The 16,180-nt window shown below is 54.8% G+C and carries 15 protein-coding genes; 8 read left to right on the top strand and 7 right to left on the bottom strand.

The window, feature by feature from the left end; all coding sequences use genetic code 11:
• Positions 1-142: 142 nt before the first annotated feature.
• Entirely contained in the window at positions 143-949 is an 807-nt protein-coding gene (xthA, locus tag HA43_RS04740; protein ID WP_094111096.1) for an exodeoxyribonuclease III, read from the top strand.
• Positions 950-982: 33 nt separating this feature from the next.
• Here xthA and HA43_RS04735 read toward each other — a convergent pair whose 3' ends face one another.
• The 3 genes from HA43_RS04735 to HA43_RS04725 form a co-directional block, all read right to left on the bottom strand.
• Positions 983-1,282: a YnjH family protein gene (locus HA43_RS04735; RefSeq protein ID WP_094111095.1), complete on the bottom strand. Its 300-nt coding sequence runs from the start codon at positions 1,280-1,282 to the stop codon at positions 983-985.
• The gene (locus HA43_RS04730) at positions 1,279-3,198 is read right to left on the bottom strand and encodes a DNA topoisomerase III (protein WP_039384680.1); all 1,920 of its coding nucleotides are present in this window, start codon (positions 3,196-3,198) and stop codon (positions 1,279-1,281) included. Before HA43_RS04730 ends, HA43_RS04735 begins: the two co-directional genes overlap by 4 nt.
• A gap of 146 nt (positions 3,199-3,344) precedes the next feature.
• Positions 3,345-3,896 (bottom strand): NAD(P)H nitroreductase, encoded by a 552-nt coding sequence (locus HA43_RS04725; protein ID WP_039384682.1) that lies wholly within the window; start codon positions 3,894-3,896, stop codon positions 3,345-3,347.
• Positions 3,897-4,067: 171 nt separating this feature from the next.
• Here HA43_RS04725 and sppA point away from each other — a divergent pair, with 171 nt between their 5' ends.
• The 3 genes from sppA to pncA all read left to right on the top strand — a co-directional run bounded on the left by sppA (position 4,068) and on the right by pncA (position 7,646).
• A complete protein-coding gene (gene sppA, locus HA43_RS04720; protein ID WP_094111094.1) occupies positions 4,068-5,924 on the top strand; it encodes a signal peptide peptidase SppA in 1,857 nt (618 codons plus the stop codon).
• 84 nt (positions 5,925-6,008) lie between these two features.
• Positions 6,009-7,022 (top strand): asparaginase, encoded by a 1,014-nt coding sequence (ansA, locus tag HA43_RS04715; protein WP_039384688.1) that lies wholly within the window; start codon positions 6,009-6,011, stop codon positions 7,020-7,022.
• A 15-nt stretch (positions 7,023-7,037) separates the two neighbouring features.
• A complete protein-coding gene (pncA, locus tag HA43_RS04710; protein ID WP_039384690.1) occupies positions 7,038-7,646 on the top strand; it encodes a bifunctional nicotinamidase/pyrazinamidase in 609 nt (202 codons plus the stop codon).
• Positions 7,647-7,676: 30 nt separating this feature from the next.
• Here pncA and HA43_RS04705 read toward each other — a convergent pair whose 3' ends face one another.
• Together HA43_RS04705 and msrB are read right to left on the bottom strand one after the other, a co-directional pair.
• A complete protein-coding gene (locus HA43_RS04705) occupies positions 7,677-7,958 on the bottom strand; it encodes a YeaC family protein (RefSeq protein WP_094111093.1) in 282 nt (93 codons plus the stop codon).
• A 1-nt stretch (position 7,959) separates the two neighbouring features.
• Positions 7,960-8,370 carry a peptide-methionine (R)-S-oxide reductase MsrB gene (gene msrB, locus HA43_RS04700; protein ID WP_094111092.1) on the bottom strand — a complete coding sequence of 137 codons (411 nt, stop codon included), beginning with the start codon at positions 8,368-8,370 and terminating at the stop codon, positions 7,960-7,962.
• A gap of 338 nt (positions 8,371-8,708) precedes the next feature.
• Here msrB and gapA point away from each other — a divergent pair, with 338 nt between their 5' ends.
• Complete coding sequence (gene gapA, locus HA43_RS04695; RefSeq protein ID WP_039384694.1) at positions 8,709-9,707, top strand: glyceraldehyde-3-phosphate dehydrogenase; 999 nt, start codon at positions 8,709-8,711, stop codon at positions 9,705-9,707.
• Positions 9,708-9,779: 72 nt separating this feature from the next.
• The gene (locus HA43_RS04690; RefSeq protein WP_094111091.1) at positions 9,780-10,664 is read left to right on the top strand and encodes a D-hexose-6-phosphate mutarotase; all 885 of its coding nucleotides are present in this window, start codon (positions 9,780-9,782) and stop codon (positions 10,662-10,664) included.
• Here the strand turns inward: HA43_RS04690 and HA43_RS04685 are convergent.
• Entirely contained in the window at positions 10,661-11,509 is an 849-nt protein-coding gene (locus HA43_RS04685; protein WP_425298523.1) for an aldo/keto reductase, read from the bottom strand. The genes HA43_RS04690 and HA43_RS04685 overlap by 4 nt on opposite strands.
• Positions 11,510-11,570: 61 nt before the next feature.
• Positions 11,571-12,320 (bottom strand): MipA/OmpV family protein, encoded by a 750-nt coding sequence (locus HA43_RS04680; RefSeq protein ID WP_094111089.1) that lies wholly within the window; start codon positions 12,318-12,320, stop codon positions 11,571-11,573.
• 412 nt (positions 12,321-12,732) lie between these two features.
• Here HA43_RS04680 and yeaG point away from each other — a divergent pair, with 412 nt between their 5' ends.
• Both yeaG and HA43_RS04670 read left to right on the top strand, forming a co-directional pair.
• A complete protein-coding gene (gene yeaG / locus HA43_RS04675) occupies positions 12,733-14,667 on the top strand; it encodes a protein kinase YeaG (RefSeq protein WP_065649162.1) in 1,935 nt (644 codons plus the stop codon).
• 88 nt (positions 14,668-14,755) lie between these two features.
• A complete protein-coding gene (locus HA43_RS04670; protein ID WP_039384703.1) occupies positions 14,756-16,033 on the top strand; it encodes a YeaH/YhbH family protein in 1,278 nt (425 codons plus the stop codon).
• Positions 16,034-16,180: the final 147 nt, after the last annotated feature.

Genomic DNA, 16,180 nt, shown 5'->3' with positions numbered 1-16,180 from the left:
CCTGTTCCGTTCGCTACATCCTGAAAAAACTCAGTTTGCTCTTCCCCTCTGATACTGTGCTGCCTGCTCCGCTTCGGGCATGACTTTTTGCCAAAAAGCCGTTACCATCGCGCCGCATACAGGTTATTAAAATGGCAGCGATATGAAATTTGTTTCATTCAACATCAACGGGTTGCGCGCCCGCCCTCATCAGCTGGCCGCGCTGGTGGAACAGCATCAGCCTGAGGTTATCGGCCTGCAGGAAACCAAGGTTCACGATGAGATGTTCCCACTGGAAGAGGTCAGCCAGCTCGGCTACCACGTCTTCTATCATGGGCAAAAAGGTCACTACGGCGTCGCGCTACTTACCAAAAACGCACCGGTACGGGTCATGCGCGGTTTTCCGGGCGATGACGCTGACGCCCAGCGACGCCTGATTATGGCGGAGATACCGAGCCCGGCAGGTAACATCACCGTTATCAACGGCTATTTCCCGCAGGGTGAAAGCCGCGACCACCCGCTTAAATTCCCGGCTAAAGAGAAATTCTACCGCGATCTGCAGAGCTATCTGATGGAGCACGCTGCCGCTGACAAGCCGGTGCTGATCATGGGCGACATGAATATCAGCGCCACTGACCTGGATATCGGGATTGGTGAGGAGAGCCGCAAGCGCTGGCTGCGTACCGGAAAATGCTCGTTTCTGCCGGAAGAGCGTGAGTGGATGGATCGGCTGCTGAAGTGGGGTCTTACCGATACCTGGCGCGCCAGAAACCCGACGACAAACGATCGCTTTTCCTGGTTCGACTACCGCTCGCGCGGATTTGATGACAACCGCGGACTGCGCATCGATCTGCTGCTGGCCAGTCAGCCGCTGGCCGCGCGCTGCGTCGATGCCGGTATCGATTACGCCATTCGCGGCATGGAAAAACCTTCTGACCATGCTCCCGTCTGGGCGACATTCGATCTGTAAACGTCAGGCGTGGCGCCGGCGCGCCACGCTTAACTATTTAATGATTTTCCACAGCAGCGGATTGGTCCCCAGCACCTTTTCATCCCGCGAGCACTGCAGCAGTACCCCTTCGGCCTTAACCACTGCGCCTTCTGAATAGCTGCGGTTTTCATAAATGCAGCACTGAAGGCAGCTGTTTTGCTGACGATTCTGGCCCTGCGTCCAGACTTCCGCCGGCATATCCACCACCACATCCGTATTACCCGTCCGCCCCGGCTCCGGCATCCGGTTTGCCAGCGCCGTAGTGCTGCAGACCAGCAGCGCCAGCGCCACTCCTGTTGTATACCCGCTCATTGCGTCTCCTTTGGCTTTCGCCGCTGTTTTTTGGCTTTCGCGCGCGCTGGCGAAGCGGCGGCCAGCCCTTTGAACGCCTGCAAAGAAGGTCGCTGCCGCGCCTCGCCAATCAGCGTGGTCAGCGTTGACACCAACGGCTGCATAAACTCATCATAGCGGCAGCTTTTTTCGCTAATGCGCGTCAGGGTTGACTCCCACTGCGCCGTCATATCCGGCCGCGCCGCCATTTCCGGCAGCGCATGGATCAGGGCTCTGCCCGCCTCCGTTGAGTGGATATAGCGCCCTTTTTTAACCAGGAAGGTGCGGCGAAACAGCAGTTCAATAATGCCGGCCCGCGTCGCCTCCGTTCCTAAACCATCGGTCGCACGCAGCACTTTCTTTAATTCTTTATCCTGCACAAAGCGCGCAATGCCGGTCATGGCGGATAACAGCGTGGCATCAGTAAACGGCCGCGGCGGCTGGGTCTGCTTCTCCAGCAGTTCACCGCGCTCGCACAGCAGGGTATCGCCTTTAGCGACGACCGGCAGCGGCGTGCCGTCATTCTCTTCGTCACGCTCTTTATTCCCGAGCAGCGCGCGCCACCCCGCTTCCGCCAGAAACCGCGCTTTTGCAACAAACCGGCCACCACCGATCTCCAGATCGATAACGCATTTGCGGAACTGCGCATCCGGGCAGAACTGCATCAGATATTGCCGGGCAATCAGCGCATAGATCCGGGCCTCATTGTCGCTGAGTGCGACTTTGCCGGTACGCGCGGTGGGAATGATAGCGTGATGCGCATCGACCTTTTTATCGTCCCAGCAGCGGTTTTTCTGTTCCGTATTGAAGTCAGCAGGTGGCGTGAGATCGGGCTGATGCACAGCGATCGCTTTCAGCACCGCATGACGACCGGCGTAGTGCTCATCAGGGAGATAGCGGCTATCCGAACGCGGATAAGTAATAAGCTTATGCGTCTCATAGAGGCGCTGACAGCAGTCCAGCACGCTCTGCGCGCTCAGCCCGTAACGCTTTGCGGCTTCAATCTGCAGGCTGGAGAGCGAAAACGGCAGCGGTGCGGTTTCCGATTCACGCCTGTCGTTATAGCCGGTCACCTGTGCGGGCTGTCCCTGAATACGCGCCAGCACATGCTCTGCCAGCGGCCGGTGCAGGACGCGCCCCTCTTCATCCTGCCAGGGCTCACAGGCGTCGCTTGGCACCCAACTGGCAACGAAGCGCTCCTCTTTTGGCGTGACGACATGCGCTTTCACTTCGAAATAGTCTTTGGGCACAAAGTGCTCAATCTCTTCATCCCGCCGCACGACCAGCCCGAGCACCGGCGTCTGCACGCGTCCCACCGACAGAACGCCATCATAGCCCGCGTTACGCCCCAGCAGGGTCCAGGCGCGCGTCATATTAATGCCATACAGCCAGTCAGCGCGTGAACGCGCCAGCGCTGAGACGCAAAGCGGGATGAATTCGCGGTTTTCGCGCAGCCGGCTCACCGCACGCTCAACGGCCGCCGGATTAAGATCGTTGATCAGGCAGCGCTGCACCCGCTGGCGCTTTCCGGCCGGCAGCTGCAGATAGTCCAGCACCTCATCCACCAGCAGCTGACCTTCGCGATCCGGATCGCCGGCGTGCACAATTTCGCTGGCCTGCTGCAGTAAGCCTTCTATGGCTTTCAGCTGTTTCGCTACCGAGGGGCGCGGCTGCAGACGCCACTTTTCAGGAATAATAGGCAGATCGGCCAGGTTCCAGCGGGCATAGCGGCTGTCGTAGCTATCAGGCTGCGCCTGCTCCAGCAAATGCCCGACGCACCAGGTCACCACCTGATCGTTGCCGCAGGCGATATAGCCCTCTCCGCGGCGATGCGGCTTTGGCAAAACATCTGCGATGGCGCGCGCCAGGCTCGGTTTTTCAGCAATAAATAGACGCATGGAAGGCGCAAATCCTTTCTTTTAGCTTTAACGAAAACAGTGAAACGATGGTAGCCTGGCGGTCTGCTGGAGGTAAGCTTTCTCTGCACGGATGCGGCGCTTTTGCGCACGACGCCTGCAATTCTGCCAGATTGCAGGCGAGAGAATCAAAACCAGGAGACAAACTCTGTGGTATCCGGTGCGACAACCGTGGTGCTGGCTTTAAGCTGCGGCGTGCCGAGATAGAGAAAGCCCACAATGGCATCTTTTTCTTTGCAGTTGAACGCCGCCCGCACGTGAGGATGGTCGGTCCAGGGGCCACTGCGCCAGATGCCGTTATACCCCTGAGCCAGCGCGGCCATCTGCATCGCCATAACGGCACAGCCCGCAGAGACAACCTGCTCCCACTGCGGCACTTTTTCAGAGGGCTTGTAGTCTGCAATTACCGTTATCACCATGGGCGCACGAAACGGCGCCGCCGCCGCTTTCGCGATGGCTTTTTCATCCAGCGCGCTCTCGCGGGCGGCCTGCTCCAGCACGCGGCTTAGCCGGTCCCGTCCCTCATTCTCCGCAATAACGAAACGCCACGGGCGCAGCGTACCGTGGTCGGGTGCCCGCATACCGGCATGCAGAATATTTTGCAGCACCTCACCTGCCGGAGCGGGTTCAGTCAGTCGCGAAGCTGAGCGGCGATTGGTTAATAACTCCAGTGCATCCATAAGGGTTCTCCTGTGCCTTTTGATGATGTGCTAATCCTGGCACAGCGCGATCTTTTGTAACAGTCTGGTGCGAATTCCTGCTGACTTTTCAGCCGCTGCTCTTTAGGATGATGCCGATATCGGGGTCCGCACGCCTGCTGCCGGCCCTGGCTACGTGAATATGGAGAGTTTATGCGCACATTGTGGCGAATGATTACCGGTCTGTTCCGCTGGAGCTGGCGGGTTCTGAATTTTATCCGGGAATTTATCCTTAACCTGTTTCTGATTGTCCTGATCCTGGCCGGTGTCGGCATCTGGCTGCAGCTGTCGAGCGCCGGCAACAGTGAACCGGTCCAGCAGGGAGCATTAAAAGTTGATCTTAGCGGTATGCTGGTGGATAAACCTTCAGTGAGTAACCGTCTGAGCCGCATCAGCCGTCAGCTGCTGGGCGCGAACAGCGATCGCCTGCAGGAAAACTCCTTATTTGATGTGGTTGATGCGATTCGTCAGGCTAAAACTGACAGCAATATCACCGGTATCGTGCTGGATCTGCGCGATTTTGCCGGTGGCGATCAGCCCTCTCTGCAGTATGTCGGTAAAGCGCTGCGGGAGTTTCGCGACAGCGGTAAACCGGTTTATGCGCTGGGTGACAGCTACAGTCAGGCGCAGTATTACCTGGCCAGCTTCGCGAATAAAATCTGGCTCTCCCCTCAGGGTACGGTTGACCTGCACGGCTTTGCGACCAACGGCCTCTATTACAAAACGCTGCTGGAAAAGCTGAAGGTCTCTTCCCACGTTTTCCGCGTAGGCACCTATAAGTCAGCCGTTGAACCGTTCCTGCGCGACAATATGTCACCGGATGCACGCGATGCGGACAGCCGCTGGATCACTCAGCTATGGCAAAATTATCTCAATACGGTGTCGGCCAACCGTCAGATTACGCCAGAGCAGCTCTTTCCCGGTGCGGCAGGCGTGATCAGCGGACTGGAGGCGGTACAGGGTGACACCGCTAAATATGCGCTGAATAACAAACTGGTGGATACGCTGAGCTCACGCGCGGCGGCTGACCAGGCGCTGGCGAAAACCTTTGGCTGGGACAAAGCGAATAATGACTGCCGCTATGTCAGCATCTATGACTACCGTCTGAAACAGCCAGCGCAGCAAAAAGGCAACATCGCGGTGATCCTCGCCAGCGGTGCGATCATGGATGGAGAAGAGAGCGCAGGCAATGTCGGCGGTGATACGACGGCCGCACAGATCCGTGAAGCACGCCTCGATCCCGCCATTAAAGCTATCGTGCTGCGGGTAAACAGCCCGGGCGGCAGCGTCACCGCATCGGAAGCGATTCGTGAAGAGCTGGCCGCCGCGCATGAAGCCGGTAAGCCGGTGGTGGTCTCCATGGGAGGCATGGCCGCATCGGGAGGTTACTGGATTTCAACGCCGGCAGATTACATCATCGCCGCGCCTTCTACGCTGACCGGTTCAATTGGCATTTTTGGCGTGATTAATACGGTCGAAAACAGCCTGGACGCAATCGGTGTACATACGGATGGCGTAGCCACCTCACCGCTCGCTGATGTGGCTACCACCAAAACGCTGCCTGCAGAGGTACAGCAGCTGATGCAGCTGACGATTGAGAATGGCTATCGCAATTTCATCGGTCTGGTCGCTGCGTCGCGCCATAAGACACCTGAGCAGATTGATGCGATTGCACAGGGCCATGTCTGGACCGGCAGCGATGCCAAAGGCAATGGTCTGGTTGACGCGCTGGGTGATTTTGATGACGCCGTGGCGAAAGCTGCCTCGCTGGCCAGCGTGAAACAGCCTGCGCTGAACTGGTATCAGGATGAACCCGGTATGCTTGATCTGCTGCTTAATCAGATGAACGCCTCGGCGCAGGCGGTACTGCCCGACGCGCTGAAAATCTGGCTGCCCGCACCGGTGCAGGATGTTGTCAGCGCCATGCAGTCGCAGCCGGGCCTGCTCGGTAAGCTTAACGATCCGCAAAATCGTTACGCCTTTTGTCTGAATTGCGGCAGCGTTCGCTAATTTTACAGCCCGGCCGCTGGTCGGGCTGCTTTTCCCTGTCAATCCCCTTATACTGCGCGTTTTACGGCAAGTCTGAGTACACTCATGCAAAAGAAAAATATCTATGTAGCCTACACGGGCGGTACTATCGGGATGCAGCGCTCTGCGCAGGGCTATGTACCGGTATCAGGCCACCTTCAGCAGCAGCTGGCCAATATGCCTGAGTTTCACCGGCCGGAGATGCCGGATTTTACGATTCATGAATACGCCCCGCTTATCGACTCCTCTGATATGACGCCGCAGGACTGGCAGGCAATCGCAGATGATATCCGCCAGAATTATGACGCCTATGACGGTTTTGTTATTCTGCATGGAACCGATACCATGGCTTTCACCGCATCGGCTCTCTCCTTCATGCTGGAAAATCTGGCAAAACCGGTCATCGTCACCGGATCGCAGATCCCGCTGGCGGAACTGCGCTCTGACGGTCAGCAAAATCTGCTGAACTCCCTCTACGTGGCGGCTAACTATCCGATCAATGAAGTGGCACTGTTTTTCAATAACACCCTGTTCCGCGGCAACCGTACCACCAAAGCGCACGCCGACGGCTTTAACGCCTTCGCCTCGCCAAATCTGTCGCCGCTGCTGGAAGCGGGTATCCATATCCGCCGTCTGAACACCTCTCCCGCGCCACAGCAGACGGGCGAGCTGGTAGTTCATCCCATTACCCCGCAGCCTATTGGCGTGGTCACCATTTATCCGGGTATCTCTGCAGACGTGGTGCGCAACTTCCTGCGCCAGCCGGTTAAGGCGCTGATTCTGCGCTCTTATGGCGTGGGCAATGCGCCGCAAAATGCGGAGTTCCTGCATGAGCTGCAGCAGGCGAGCGAGCGCGGAATTATCGTGGTTAACCTGACGCAGTGCATGTCCGGCAAAGTAAATATGGGCGGCTATGCCACCGGCAATGCGCTGGAGCATGCTGGCGTGATCAGCGGTTTTGATCTCACCGTTGAGGCTACGTTGACAAAACTGCACTATTTATTGAGTCAGGACCTTAGCCCCGATGAAATTCGTGCCAGAATGCAGCAGAACTTACGTGGCGAACTGACTGAAGACTGAACGGAGCAAAATGATATGAAGCGGGCATTGGTAATTATCGATATCCAGAATGATTTTTGCCCCGGCGGTCCGATGGCCGTGCGCGAAGGCGATCAGACTGTGGCGGTAGCGAATCGCTATGCGCGTGAGTTTCGCCAGCGCGGCGAATGTGTTGTGGCCCTGCAGGACTGGCATCCGGCAAATCATGGCAGCTTTGCCTCAGTGTCCGGTGAGCCTGTCTACACGCTGGGTGAGCTTAACGGGCTGGCGCAAATCTGGTGGCCGGACCACGGTATCGAAAACAGCCCGGGTGCAGATTTTCATCCCGACCTCGATCGCTCCCTGATTGACGCCGTATTTCACAAAGGTGGAGACGTTGATGTCGACAGTTACAGCGCCTTTTTCGATAACGGACACCGGCGCAAAACTGAACTGGATAACTGGCTGCGCGAACGCGATATCACGCATCTGGTTATGCTGGGGATTGCGACTGACTACTGTGTGAAATATAGCGTGCTGGATGCGCTGGAGCTCGGGTATCACGTTCAGGTCGTTAAAGAGGGCTGCCGCGGCGTGAATCTCAATCCGGAAGACAGTGACATTGCGCTGGCGCAAATGCAGGCGCAGGGTGCGGAAATAATCTGAAAAACAGGCTGGACATTCCAGCCTGTTTTCTTAGTGCAGATTGATGCGCGTGACATCCGGCTCGATGCCAAACTCTTCTTTCAGCTGCTTTTTAGATTTCGTCACAATATCTCCCCCTTTGGCAATGCTCATATGCTGAGGTGAGTCGTTATGACGCGCCTGCCACAGCATGACCAGCTGCAGACAGTGCTCGCGCTGCTCCTGCGTTAATGCAACACCATCAGGCCATTTACCCGTCTCAACGGCGGTTGCCAGACGTGCATAGATCTCAGGCGTCATCGCTTCCAGCATCGCATTCAGTTCCTGATTCATTCTATCCCTCCTGCTGTTTGCCCTGTTCGTCAGTAAAGCTCAGCGAGGCGGAGTTAACGCAATAGCGCTCACCGGTAGGCTGCGGGCCATCCGGAAAAACATGCCCCAGATGCGCGTCACAGCTGCCGCAGCGGATCTCAACCCGGTGCATGCCGTGCGAGTCATCTTCCAGGTAGCGTATCGCCTCATCGCTGACCGGCTGGTAGAAACTGGGCCAGCCACAGCCTGAATCATATTTGCTTTCTGACAGAAACAGCGGTGCCTGACAGACCAGACAGTGATAAATGCCCTCCTGCTTGTTGTGCAGCAGCGCGCCGGTAAAGGGCGGCTCGGTACCCCGATGCTGCGTGACGTAGCGCTGCATTTCCGACAGCTGGCCGATTTTTGCTTCAGATGCGGTATCTTTTGCCATTTTTGCTTCCAGAGTATCTTTCTGTAGAAATCAGCTACTATTCTAACAAACGGACAACATTGCCCGACGTTTTTTTTGTGCGAACTTTTCTGCCCTGGTCGCTGCAGCGTGGTTTTGTGATGACGATCACTCTTTGTGACAAACTTCCCTTTTCACACGCTAATCAGCGTAAGATAGACGCGCTGTAAAATCGGCGCGCAAGCGGTTGCAATACAGATTATTCCTGGCGTTGGAATTGACCTGTCGCAACAATTGACACGATTCCGCTTGACGCCTGGTAAGGTTTTTGTAATTTTACAGCCAACCTTTTATTCACTAACAAATAGCTGGTGGAATATATGACTATCAAAGTAGGTATCAACGGTTTTGGCCGTATCGGTCGCATCGTTTTCCGTGCTGCTCAGCAGCGTTCAGACATCGAAATCGTCGCGATCAACGATCTGCTCGACGCCGATTACATGGCTTACATGCTGAAGTACGATTCTACCCATGGTCGTTTTGACGGCACCGTAGAAGTACAGGATGGCGCGCTGATTGTTAACGGCAAAAAAATCCGTGTTACCGCTGAGAGAGACCCGGCTAACCTCAAGTGGGACGAAGCAGGCGTTGACGTTGTTGCTGAAGCAACCGGGATCTTCCTGACTGACGAAACCGCACGTAAGCATATCTCTGCCGGTGCAAAGAAAGTGGTTCTGACCGGTCCATCTAAAGATGACACCCCGATGTTTGTACGCGGTGCCAACTTTGATAAATATGCTGGCCAGGATATCGTGTCTAACGCATCCTGCACCACCAACTGCCTGGCACCGCTGGCAAAAGTCATCAACGATAAATTCGGTATCGTTGAAGGCCTGATGACCACCGTTCACGCCACCACTGCTACCCAGAAAACCGTTGATGGTCCGTCACATAAAGACTGGCGCGGCGGCCGCGGTGCAGCACAGAACATCATCCCATCGTCTACTGGCGCAGCAAAAGCGGTTGGTAAAGTACTGCCAGAGCTGAACGGTAAACTGACCGGTATGGCTTTCCGCGTTCCTACGCCTAACGTCTCTGTGGTTGACCTGACCGTTCGTCTGGAAAAAGCAGCGACCTACAAAGAGATCTGTGAAGCTATCAAAGCGGCTTCAGAAGGCGAAATGAAAGATGTACTGGGCTATGTTGAAGATGACGTGGTTTCTACTGACTTCAACGGCGAAGTACTGACTTCAGTATTCGATGCCAAAGCAGGTATCGCGCTGAATGATAACTTTGTGAAACTGGTTTCCTGGTACGATAACGAAACCGGTTATTCCAACAAGGTTCTCGACCTGATTGCTCTGGTTGCTGCTAAATAAGCGACCAGGCTATATCAATAAGGGTGACTTCGGTCGCCCTTTTTTTTCGACCAGATAAACAGAGGCTGAACGATGCCAAATACGCTTTTTACACTGCCTGTGACAGAGCAGATAACCCCTTACCTGTCGCTGCGTCAGCAGGATGATCTGCCGGTCGTGGTTATCAGTCATCCGAAAGTTCGTGCGGCTATCGCGCTTCAGGGCGCGCATCTGCTCGCCTGGCAGCCCAGCGGTCAGCAGCCTGTTCTCTGGCTGAGTGATAAAAGTGCATTTAAAGCAGGTAAAGCGATTCGCGGCGGCGTGCCGATCTGCTGGCCGTGGTTTGGCCCTGCCGGTGAACCGGCTCACGGATTTGCCCGCACCCAGCCATGGACGCTGACAGCACACGATGAAAATGACGATGCCGTCATGCTGACCTTTACGCTGGAAAGTAACAGCCAGACCAAAAAGCTCTGGCCTCACGACTTTACGCTGCTGGCCCGTTTCCGGCTGGCCGATCAGTGCGAGATTGAACTTGAAGCCTGGGGCGATTTCGACGCGACAGCCGCGCTGCATGCTTATTTTAGCGTAGCGGATATCGCTGAGACCGCAGTCAGCGGGCTGGGTAAGACGTTTATCGATAAAGTGGCGGATAACTCACCGGGTGAAAACAGTAGCGGCGTACAGCGCTACCCGGGACGGATTGACCGTATTTATACTGCGCCTGACGAGTGCAGCGTGATCAAAGACAGCAGCGGCGGCAGGCAGATTGAAGTTTATCATCACTATCAAAGTGACGTTGTCACCTGGAACCCGGGTCCTGAACTCTCCTGCAGCATGGCGGATATGCCGAATGATGGCTACAAGAGCATGGTCTGCGTCGAGACGGCGCGCATCACTAAGCCGCTAAAAAGCGCGGGCGAAACACCTGCCCGCCTGGGGACAACCTTACGCGTGCGCAGCGCTAAGCCAGCTTAAACCACATCCAGCGGCACGCGCTGCTGCGGAGCAGGAAACAGCTGGTCGAGCAACGCGATCTCTTCAGCGCTGAGCGTGATGCTCAGCGCCGCAGCGTTTTCCTGAACGTGCGCGACGCTGCCTGCTTTAGGTATCGCTATGAGACCCTCATGCCGGATCGCCCAGCTCAGCAGCAGCTGCGCCACGCTAATCTGCTTATCCCGTGCCAGCGCCAGCAGCTGCGCATTATCAAACAGCGCCTGGCGCAGCCGCCCCGCCTGGGCCAGCGGGCAATAAGCCATTACCGGCATGGCGCGCTGCTGGCAGAGCGGCAGCAGCGTATGCTCAATGCCGCGGGATGCAAGATGATACAGTACCTGGTTCGTCGCGCAGGAGAAGCCGCCCTCTTCTGCCCACAGCTCTTCCATATCATCGCTGTCAAAATTTGATACGCCCCAGCTACGTATCTTTCCCTGCGCCACCAGCTTCTCCATGCCGCGAAGGGTCTCCTCCAGCGGGATATTACCGCGCCAGTGCAGCAGATAAAGATCGAGGTAGTCGGTTTTAAGTCGCTGCAGGCTGCGCTCACAGGCTCCGGTGATATCAGCTTCGCTGGCGTTCCACGGATAGACTTTGGAAACCAGCCAGGCGCTATCACGTCGTCCCTGCAGCGCTTCACCCACCACTCTCTCAGCTTCCCCGTCAGCGTACATTTCGGCCGTATCTATCACCTGTAATCCGGCAGCAAGCCCCGCCTGCAGCGCAGCGATCTCCTGAGCACGCAGCGCGGGGTTTTCCCCCATATACCAGGTTCCCTGCCCGATAGCGGGCAGCGAAGCACCATTGATCCAGACGTTTTGCATCATCCCTCCTGCGCGGTACGGCTATAAAAAAACAACGCCTGATATCAGGCGTTGGGATAGTGCATCAGAAGCTGTAGCTGAGGCCGGTCCAGAGCGTGACCTGGCCGTTTTTATCGACCATCGGGCTGTCTTTAACCTCATCATCAAAGCGCGTGTAGCGCCCGGAAAAACTGGCGTTCCAGTTTTGGGTAAGCTGGTAGCTGGCGTTCAGCTCGACATAGGGCGACCAGCTGTCATCGGGCCGGTAGGTGGCGATACCGCTACGGGCACTCTCATGCGAAGAGACGCCATAGTAGTAACGGTTTTGATTTGCGCTGTTCCACAGGGCCCCGATACCGGGCGTCAGGCTGAATGCGCCAAACTCAAAGCGGTAGAGATACGTCAGATCCCAGATGATGCCATTACTGTTATTCAGCACATCACCCAGTAATGCCGTGCGCAGGATCCCCCACTCTGCAACATGACGATAGGTGCCACCCGCCATTAGCGTCATCCGGCGCTTATCCAGAGATTTCATATCGCCAAGATCGTTATCATCCGGGTCATACTGCTGTGGCGAACCGAGCAGCGTCAGCGACAGCTGATTCTGCGGGTCTTTCCACAGGTAATAGCCGCCCTGCAGGCTGCGAAACCAGAAGTTTTCGCCTTCATAGTTGATAACCGGTACGGGCAGATAGCGATCCTGTCCGCCACGATAAGGCGATTGAGCATAGATAACAGAGGCGCCCAGCGACAGCGGGTCAGCATGAGCAGTAAATGCGGTCACCAGCGCGGGCGACAGCAGCATAAGCGCAGAAAGTTTAAAGGTGTTCACTATATATTTTGCCTGTTAAGTCACTAATTGCTTTTGCAGTCTAGCGAATATTTTGCAACAGAGGCAATCTGCTGTTAACCGTAATGGCTAATTCTGCCACTCTTCACATCTTGCAGAAATTTACGCAGCTTATACCGAACAGAGTTGTTGGCATCTTTACAGGCCGTCTCCCATCCTTACAGGCGAATATTTCGCAAAACGATCGTGGCTTAAAACAATATGCGGAAATTTGCGCGTTTTTTGTGCGCTAATCGTTTAATCCTGCGCCACTTACTACTTGATCTTTATCCGATACACGCTCATAACAATAGAGAAGCAGAGAGATTTATATCCTTAAAATTGAGAGGTTGGCACCACTGTTTGTAAGGTTACGCTTATTGTTCCCAACAATTCTAACAGGACGGGCATCGCTATGAATATATTCGATCACTATCGTCAGCGTTATGAAGCTGCCAAGGACGAAGAGTTCACACTGCAGGAATTTCTTACTATCTGTAAGCAGGATCGCAGTGCATACGCCAATGCGGCAGAACGACTGTTAACGGCTATTGGTGAGCCCGTTATGGTTGATACCGCTCAGGAGCCACGCCTTTCCCGTATCTTCTCGAATCGTGTTATTGGCCGTTACCCGGCGTTTGAAGAGTTCTACGGTATGGAGGAAGCGATTGAACAGATCGTCTCTTACCTGAAACATGCGGCGCAGGGGCTGGAGGAGAAGAAGCAGATCCTCTATTTACTCGGTCCGGTGGGCGGCGGTAAATCCTCTCTCGCTGAACGTTTAAAAGCGCTGATGCAGCGCGTGCCTATCTATGTACTGAGCGCCGATGGCGAACGCAGCCCGGTTAACGATCATCCTCTGTGCCTGTTTAACCCGCAGGAAGATGCCAATATTCTGGAGAAAGAGTATGGCGTACCGCGGCGTTACCTTGGCACCATTATGTCGCCGTGGGCAGCAAAACGTCTGCATGAGTTTGGTGGCGATATCACCCGCTTTAAAGTGGTAAAAGTATGGCCATCGATTCTGGAACAGTTGGCTATCGCTAAAACTGAACCCGGTGATGAAAACAACCAGGATATCTCCGCGCTGGTAGGTAAGGTTGATATTCGCAAGCTTGAGAATCATGCGCAAAACGATCCGGATGCCTATGGTTACTCTGGTGCGCTCTGCCGCGCGAACCAGGGCATCATGGAATTCGTAGAGATGTTCAAAGCGCCGATTAAGGTGCTGCACCCGCTGCTGACTGCTACGCAGGAAGGCAACTACAACGGTACTGAAGGCATTTCCGCTCTGCCTTTTAACGGCATTATTCTGGCGCACTCCAACGAATCGGAGTGGGTCACCTTCCGCAACAATAAGAATAATGAAGCCTTCCTCGACCGTGTCTATATCGTTAAGGTGCCCTACTGCCTGCGCGTTTCAGAAGAGATCAAGATTTACGAGAAGCTGCTTAACCATAGCGATCTCACCACTGCGCCCTGCGCCCCTGGCACACTTGAAACGCTGGCCCGTTTCACTATCCTGTCGCGGATGAAAGAGCCGGAAAACTCCAGCATCTACTCGAAAATGCGGGTGTATGACGGCGAAAGCCTGAAGGATACCGATCCCAAAGCAAAATCCTGGCAGGAGTATCACGACTACGCGGGCGTCGACGAAGGGATGAATGGCCTCTCAACCCGTTTTGCCTTCAAAATTCTGTCCCGCGTGTTCAACTTTGATCACACTGAAGTGGCGGCTAACCCGGTTCACCTCTTTTACGTGCTGGAGCAGCAGATTGAGCGGGAGCAGTTTCCGCAGGATCAGGCAGAGAAATATCTGGAGCATCTGAAGGGTTATTTAATTCCGAAATATGCGGAGTTTATCGGTAAAGAGATCCAGACCGCTTATCTGGAGTCCTATTCTGAATATGGTCAGAATATCTTTGACCGCTATGTCACTTATGCCGACTTCTGGATCCAGGATCAGGAGTATCGCGATCCGGATACCGGGCAACTGTTTGACCGTGAGTCGCTTAATGCGGAACTGGAGAAGATTGAGAAACCAGCCGGTATCAGTAATCCAAAAGATTTCCGTAATGAAATCGTCAACTTTGTTCTTCGCGCCCGGGCGCAAAATAGCGGCCGTAATCCAAACTGGACCAGCTATGAGAAACTGCGCACGGTCATTGAGAAAAAAATGTTCTCCAATACTGAGGAGCTGCTGCCGGTTATCTCGTTCAATACTAAAACGTCTACCGATGAGCAGAAAAAACATGATGATTTTGTCGACCGTATGATGGAGAAAGGCTATACCCGCAAACAGGTGCGTCTGCTCTGCGAGTGGTATCTCCGCGTGCGTAAATCGTCATAATCGATCCGTAAGCCCGGCGCCTTGCGTGCCGTTAATCAGGCCGGGGAACCCTCTCCGGCCTGGCTTACACTGCAGTTGAGGGGAAACCATGGCCTATTTTATCGATCGGCGTCTCAACGGTAAAAACAAGAGTGCGGTCAACCGGCAGCGCTTTCTGCGCCGTTATAAGTCGCAAATCAAGCAGTCGATTTCCGAGGCCATCAACAAGCGTTCGGTAACCGATACAGAGAGTGGTGAATCGGTGTCGATCCCGATTGATGACATCAATGAACCCGTATTTCATCAGGGTCGCGGCGGAAGCCGCCATCGTGTTCATCCCGGCAACGATCACTTTGTACAAAATGACCGTGTCGAGCGGCCTCAGGGCGGCGCGGGCGGCAGCGGCAGTGGTCAGGGCAACGCCAGCCAGGATGGTGAGGGGCAGGATGAGTTTGTCTTTCAGATATCGAAAGATGAGTATCTCGACTTACTGTTTGAAGACCTGGCGCTGCCGAACCTGCGAAAAAATCAGCATCGCCAGCTCAATGAGTTTAAAACGCACCGTGCCGGTTTTACCTCAAACGGCGTCCCGGCCAATATCAGCGTGGTACGCTCATTACAGAACTCGCTCGCCCGACGTACGGCTATGACAGCAGGCAAGCGCCGTATGCTGCATGAGCTGGAAGCTGCCCTGCATGAGGTAGAAAACAGCGAGCCGGCGCAGCTGCTTGAAGAAGATCGACTGCGTCATGAGATTGCTGAACTGCGCGCGCGTATTGAACGGGTGCCGTTTATTGACACCTTCGATCTGCGCTACAAAAACTTTGAAAAACGTCCTGAACCCTCCAGTCAGGCGGTGATGTTCTGCCTGATGGACGTCTCCGGCTCTATGGATCAGGCCACCAAAGATATGGCCAAACGGTTCTATATTCTGCTTTACCTGTTCCTGAGTCGTACCTATAAAAACGTTGAAGTGGTGTATATCCGTCACCATACGCAGGCAAAAGAGGTGGATGAACAGGAGTTCTTCTACTCGCAGGAAACCGGCGGCACCATTGTTTCCAGCGCGCTGAAGCTGATGGATGAGGTGGTCAAAGAACGTTATGACCCGTCCCAGTGGAATATTTATGCGGCGCAGGCATCAGACGGAGATAACTGGGCAGATGATTCGCCGCTATGCCACGAGATCCTGGCGAAGCATATTTTGCCGGTGGTACGCTATTACAGCTATATCGAGATCACCCGGCGGGCCCACCAGACTCTGTGGCGCGAATATGAACACTTACAGGCTATGTTTGACAATTTTGCTATCCAGCATATTCGTGAACCTGAAGATATCTACCCGGTATTCCGGGAGCTTTTCCACAAGCAGGCTGCCGAGGCCTGAATCGTAAGCCGGTCACTGACCGGCTTTTTTATATCTGATTACGACCTGTTTACCCGCAAAACGACCCGCCTGTTGCAGGATTTTCCTGTTTAATGTCATCATAGCTCGCATAAACAAAAAACAGGAAATTAAGCGCTGACAAGCCGT

Source organism: Pantoea eucrina (assembly GCF_002095385.1).
Lineage (GTDB): Bacteria > Pseudomonadota > Gammaproteobacteria > Enterobacterales > Enterobacteriaceae > Pantoea > Pantoea eucrina.
The sequence above is the reverse complement of the archived record's forward strand: the minus strand, read 5'-3'. Positions and strand labels throughout refer to the sequence as shown.

Bases quoted from the DNA above. Each gene is read 5' to 3' on its own strand.
- xthA (WP_094111096.1), top strand. From the start codon at position 143: ATGAAATTTGTTTCATTCAACATCAACGGGTTGCGCGCCCGCCCTCAT.
- HA43_RS04735 (WP_094111095.1), bottom strand. From the start codon at position 1,282: ATGAGCGGGTATACAACAGGAGTGGCGCTGGCGCTGCTGGTCTGCAGC.
- HA43_RS04730 (WP_039384680.1), bottom strand. From the start codon at position 3,198: ATGCGTCTATTTATTGCTGAAAAACCGAGCCTGGCGCGCGCCATCGCA.
- HA43_RS04725 (WP_039384682.1), bottom strand. From the start codon at position 3,896: ATGGATGCACTGGAGTTATTAACCAATCGCCGCTCAGCTTCGCGACTG.
- sppA (WP_094111094.1), top strand. From the start codon at position 4,068: ATGCGCACATTGTGGCGAATGATTACCGGTCTGTTCCGCTGGAGCTGG.
- ansA (WP_039384688.1), top strand. From the start codon at position 6,009: ATGCAAAAGAAAAATATCTATGTAGCCTACACGGGCGGTACTATCGGG.
- pncA (WP_039384690.1), top strand. From the start codon at position 7,038: ATGAAGCGGGCATTGGTAATTATCGATATCCAGAATGATTTTTGCCCC.
- HA43_RS04705 (WP_094111093.1), bottom strand. From the start codon at position 7,958: ATGAATCAGGAACTGAATGCGATGCTGGAAGCGATGACGCCTGAGATC.
- msrB (WP_094111092.1), bottom strand. From the start codon at position 8,370: ATGGCAAAAGATACCGCATCTGAAGCAAAAATCGGCCAGCTGTCGGAA.
- gapA (WP_039384694.1), top strand. From the start codon at position 8,709: ATGACTATCAAAGTAGGTATCAACGGTTTTGGCCGTATCGGTCGCATC.
- HA43_RS04690 (WP_094111091.1), top strand. From the start codon at position 9,780: ATGCCAAATACGCTTTTTACACTGCCTGTGACAGAGCAGATAACCCCT.
- HA43_RS04685 (WP_425298523.1), bottom strand. From the start codon at position 11,509: ATGATGCAAAACGTCTGGATCAATGGTGCTTCGCTGCCCGCTATCGGG.
- yeaG (WP_065649162.1), top strand. From the start codon at position 12,733: ATGAATATATTCGATCACTATCGTCAGCGTTATGAAGCTGCCAAGGAC.
- HA43_RS04670 (WP_039384703.1), top strand. From the start codon at position 14,756: ATGGCCTATTTTATCGATCGGCGTCTCAACGGTAAAAACAAGAGTGCG.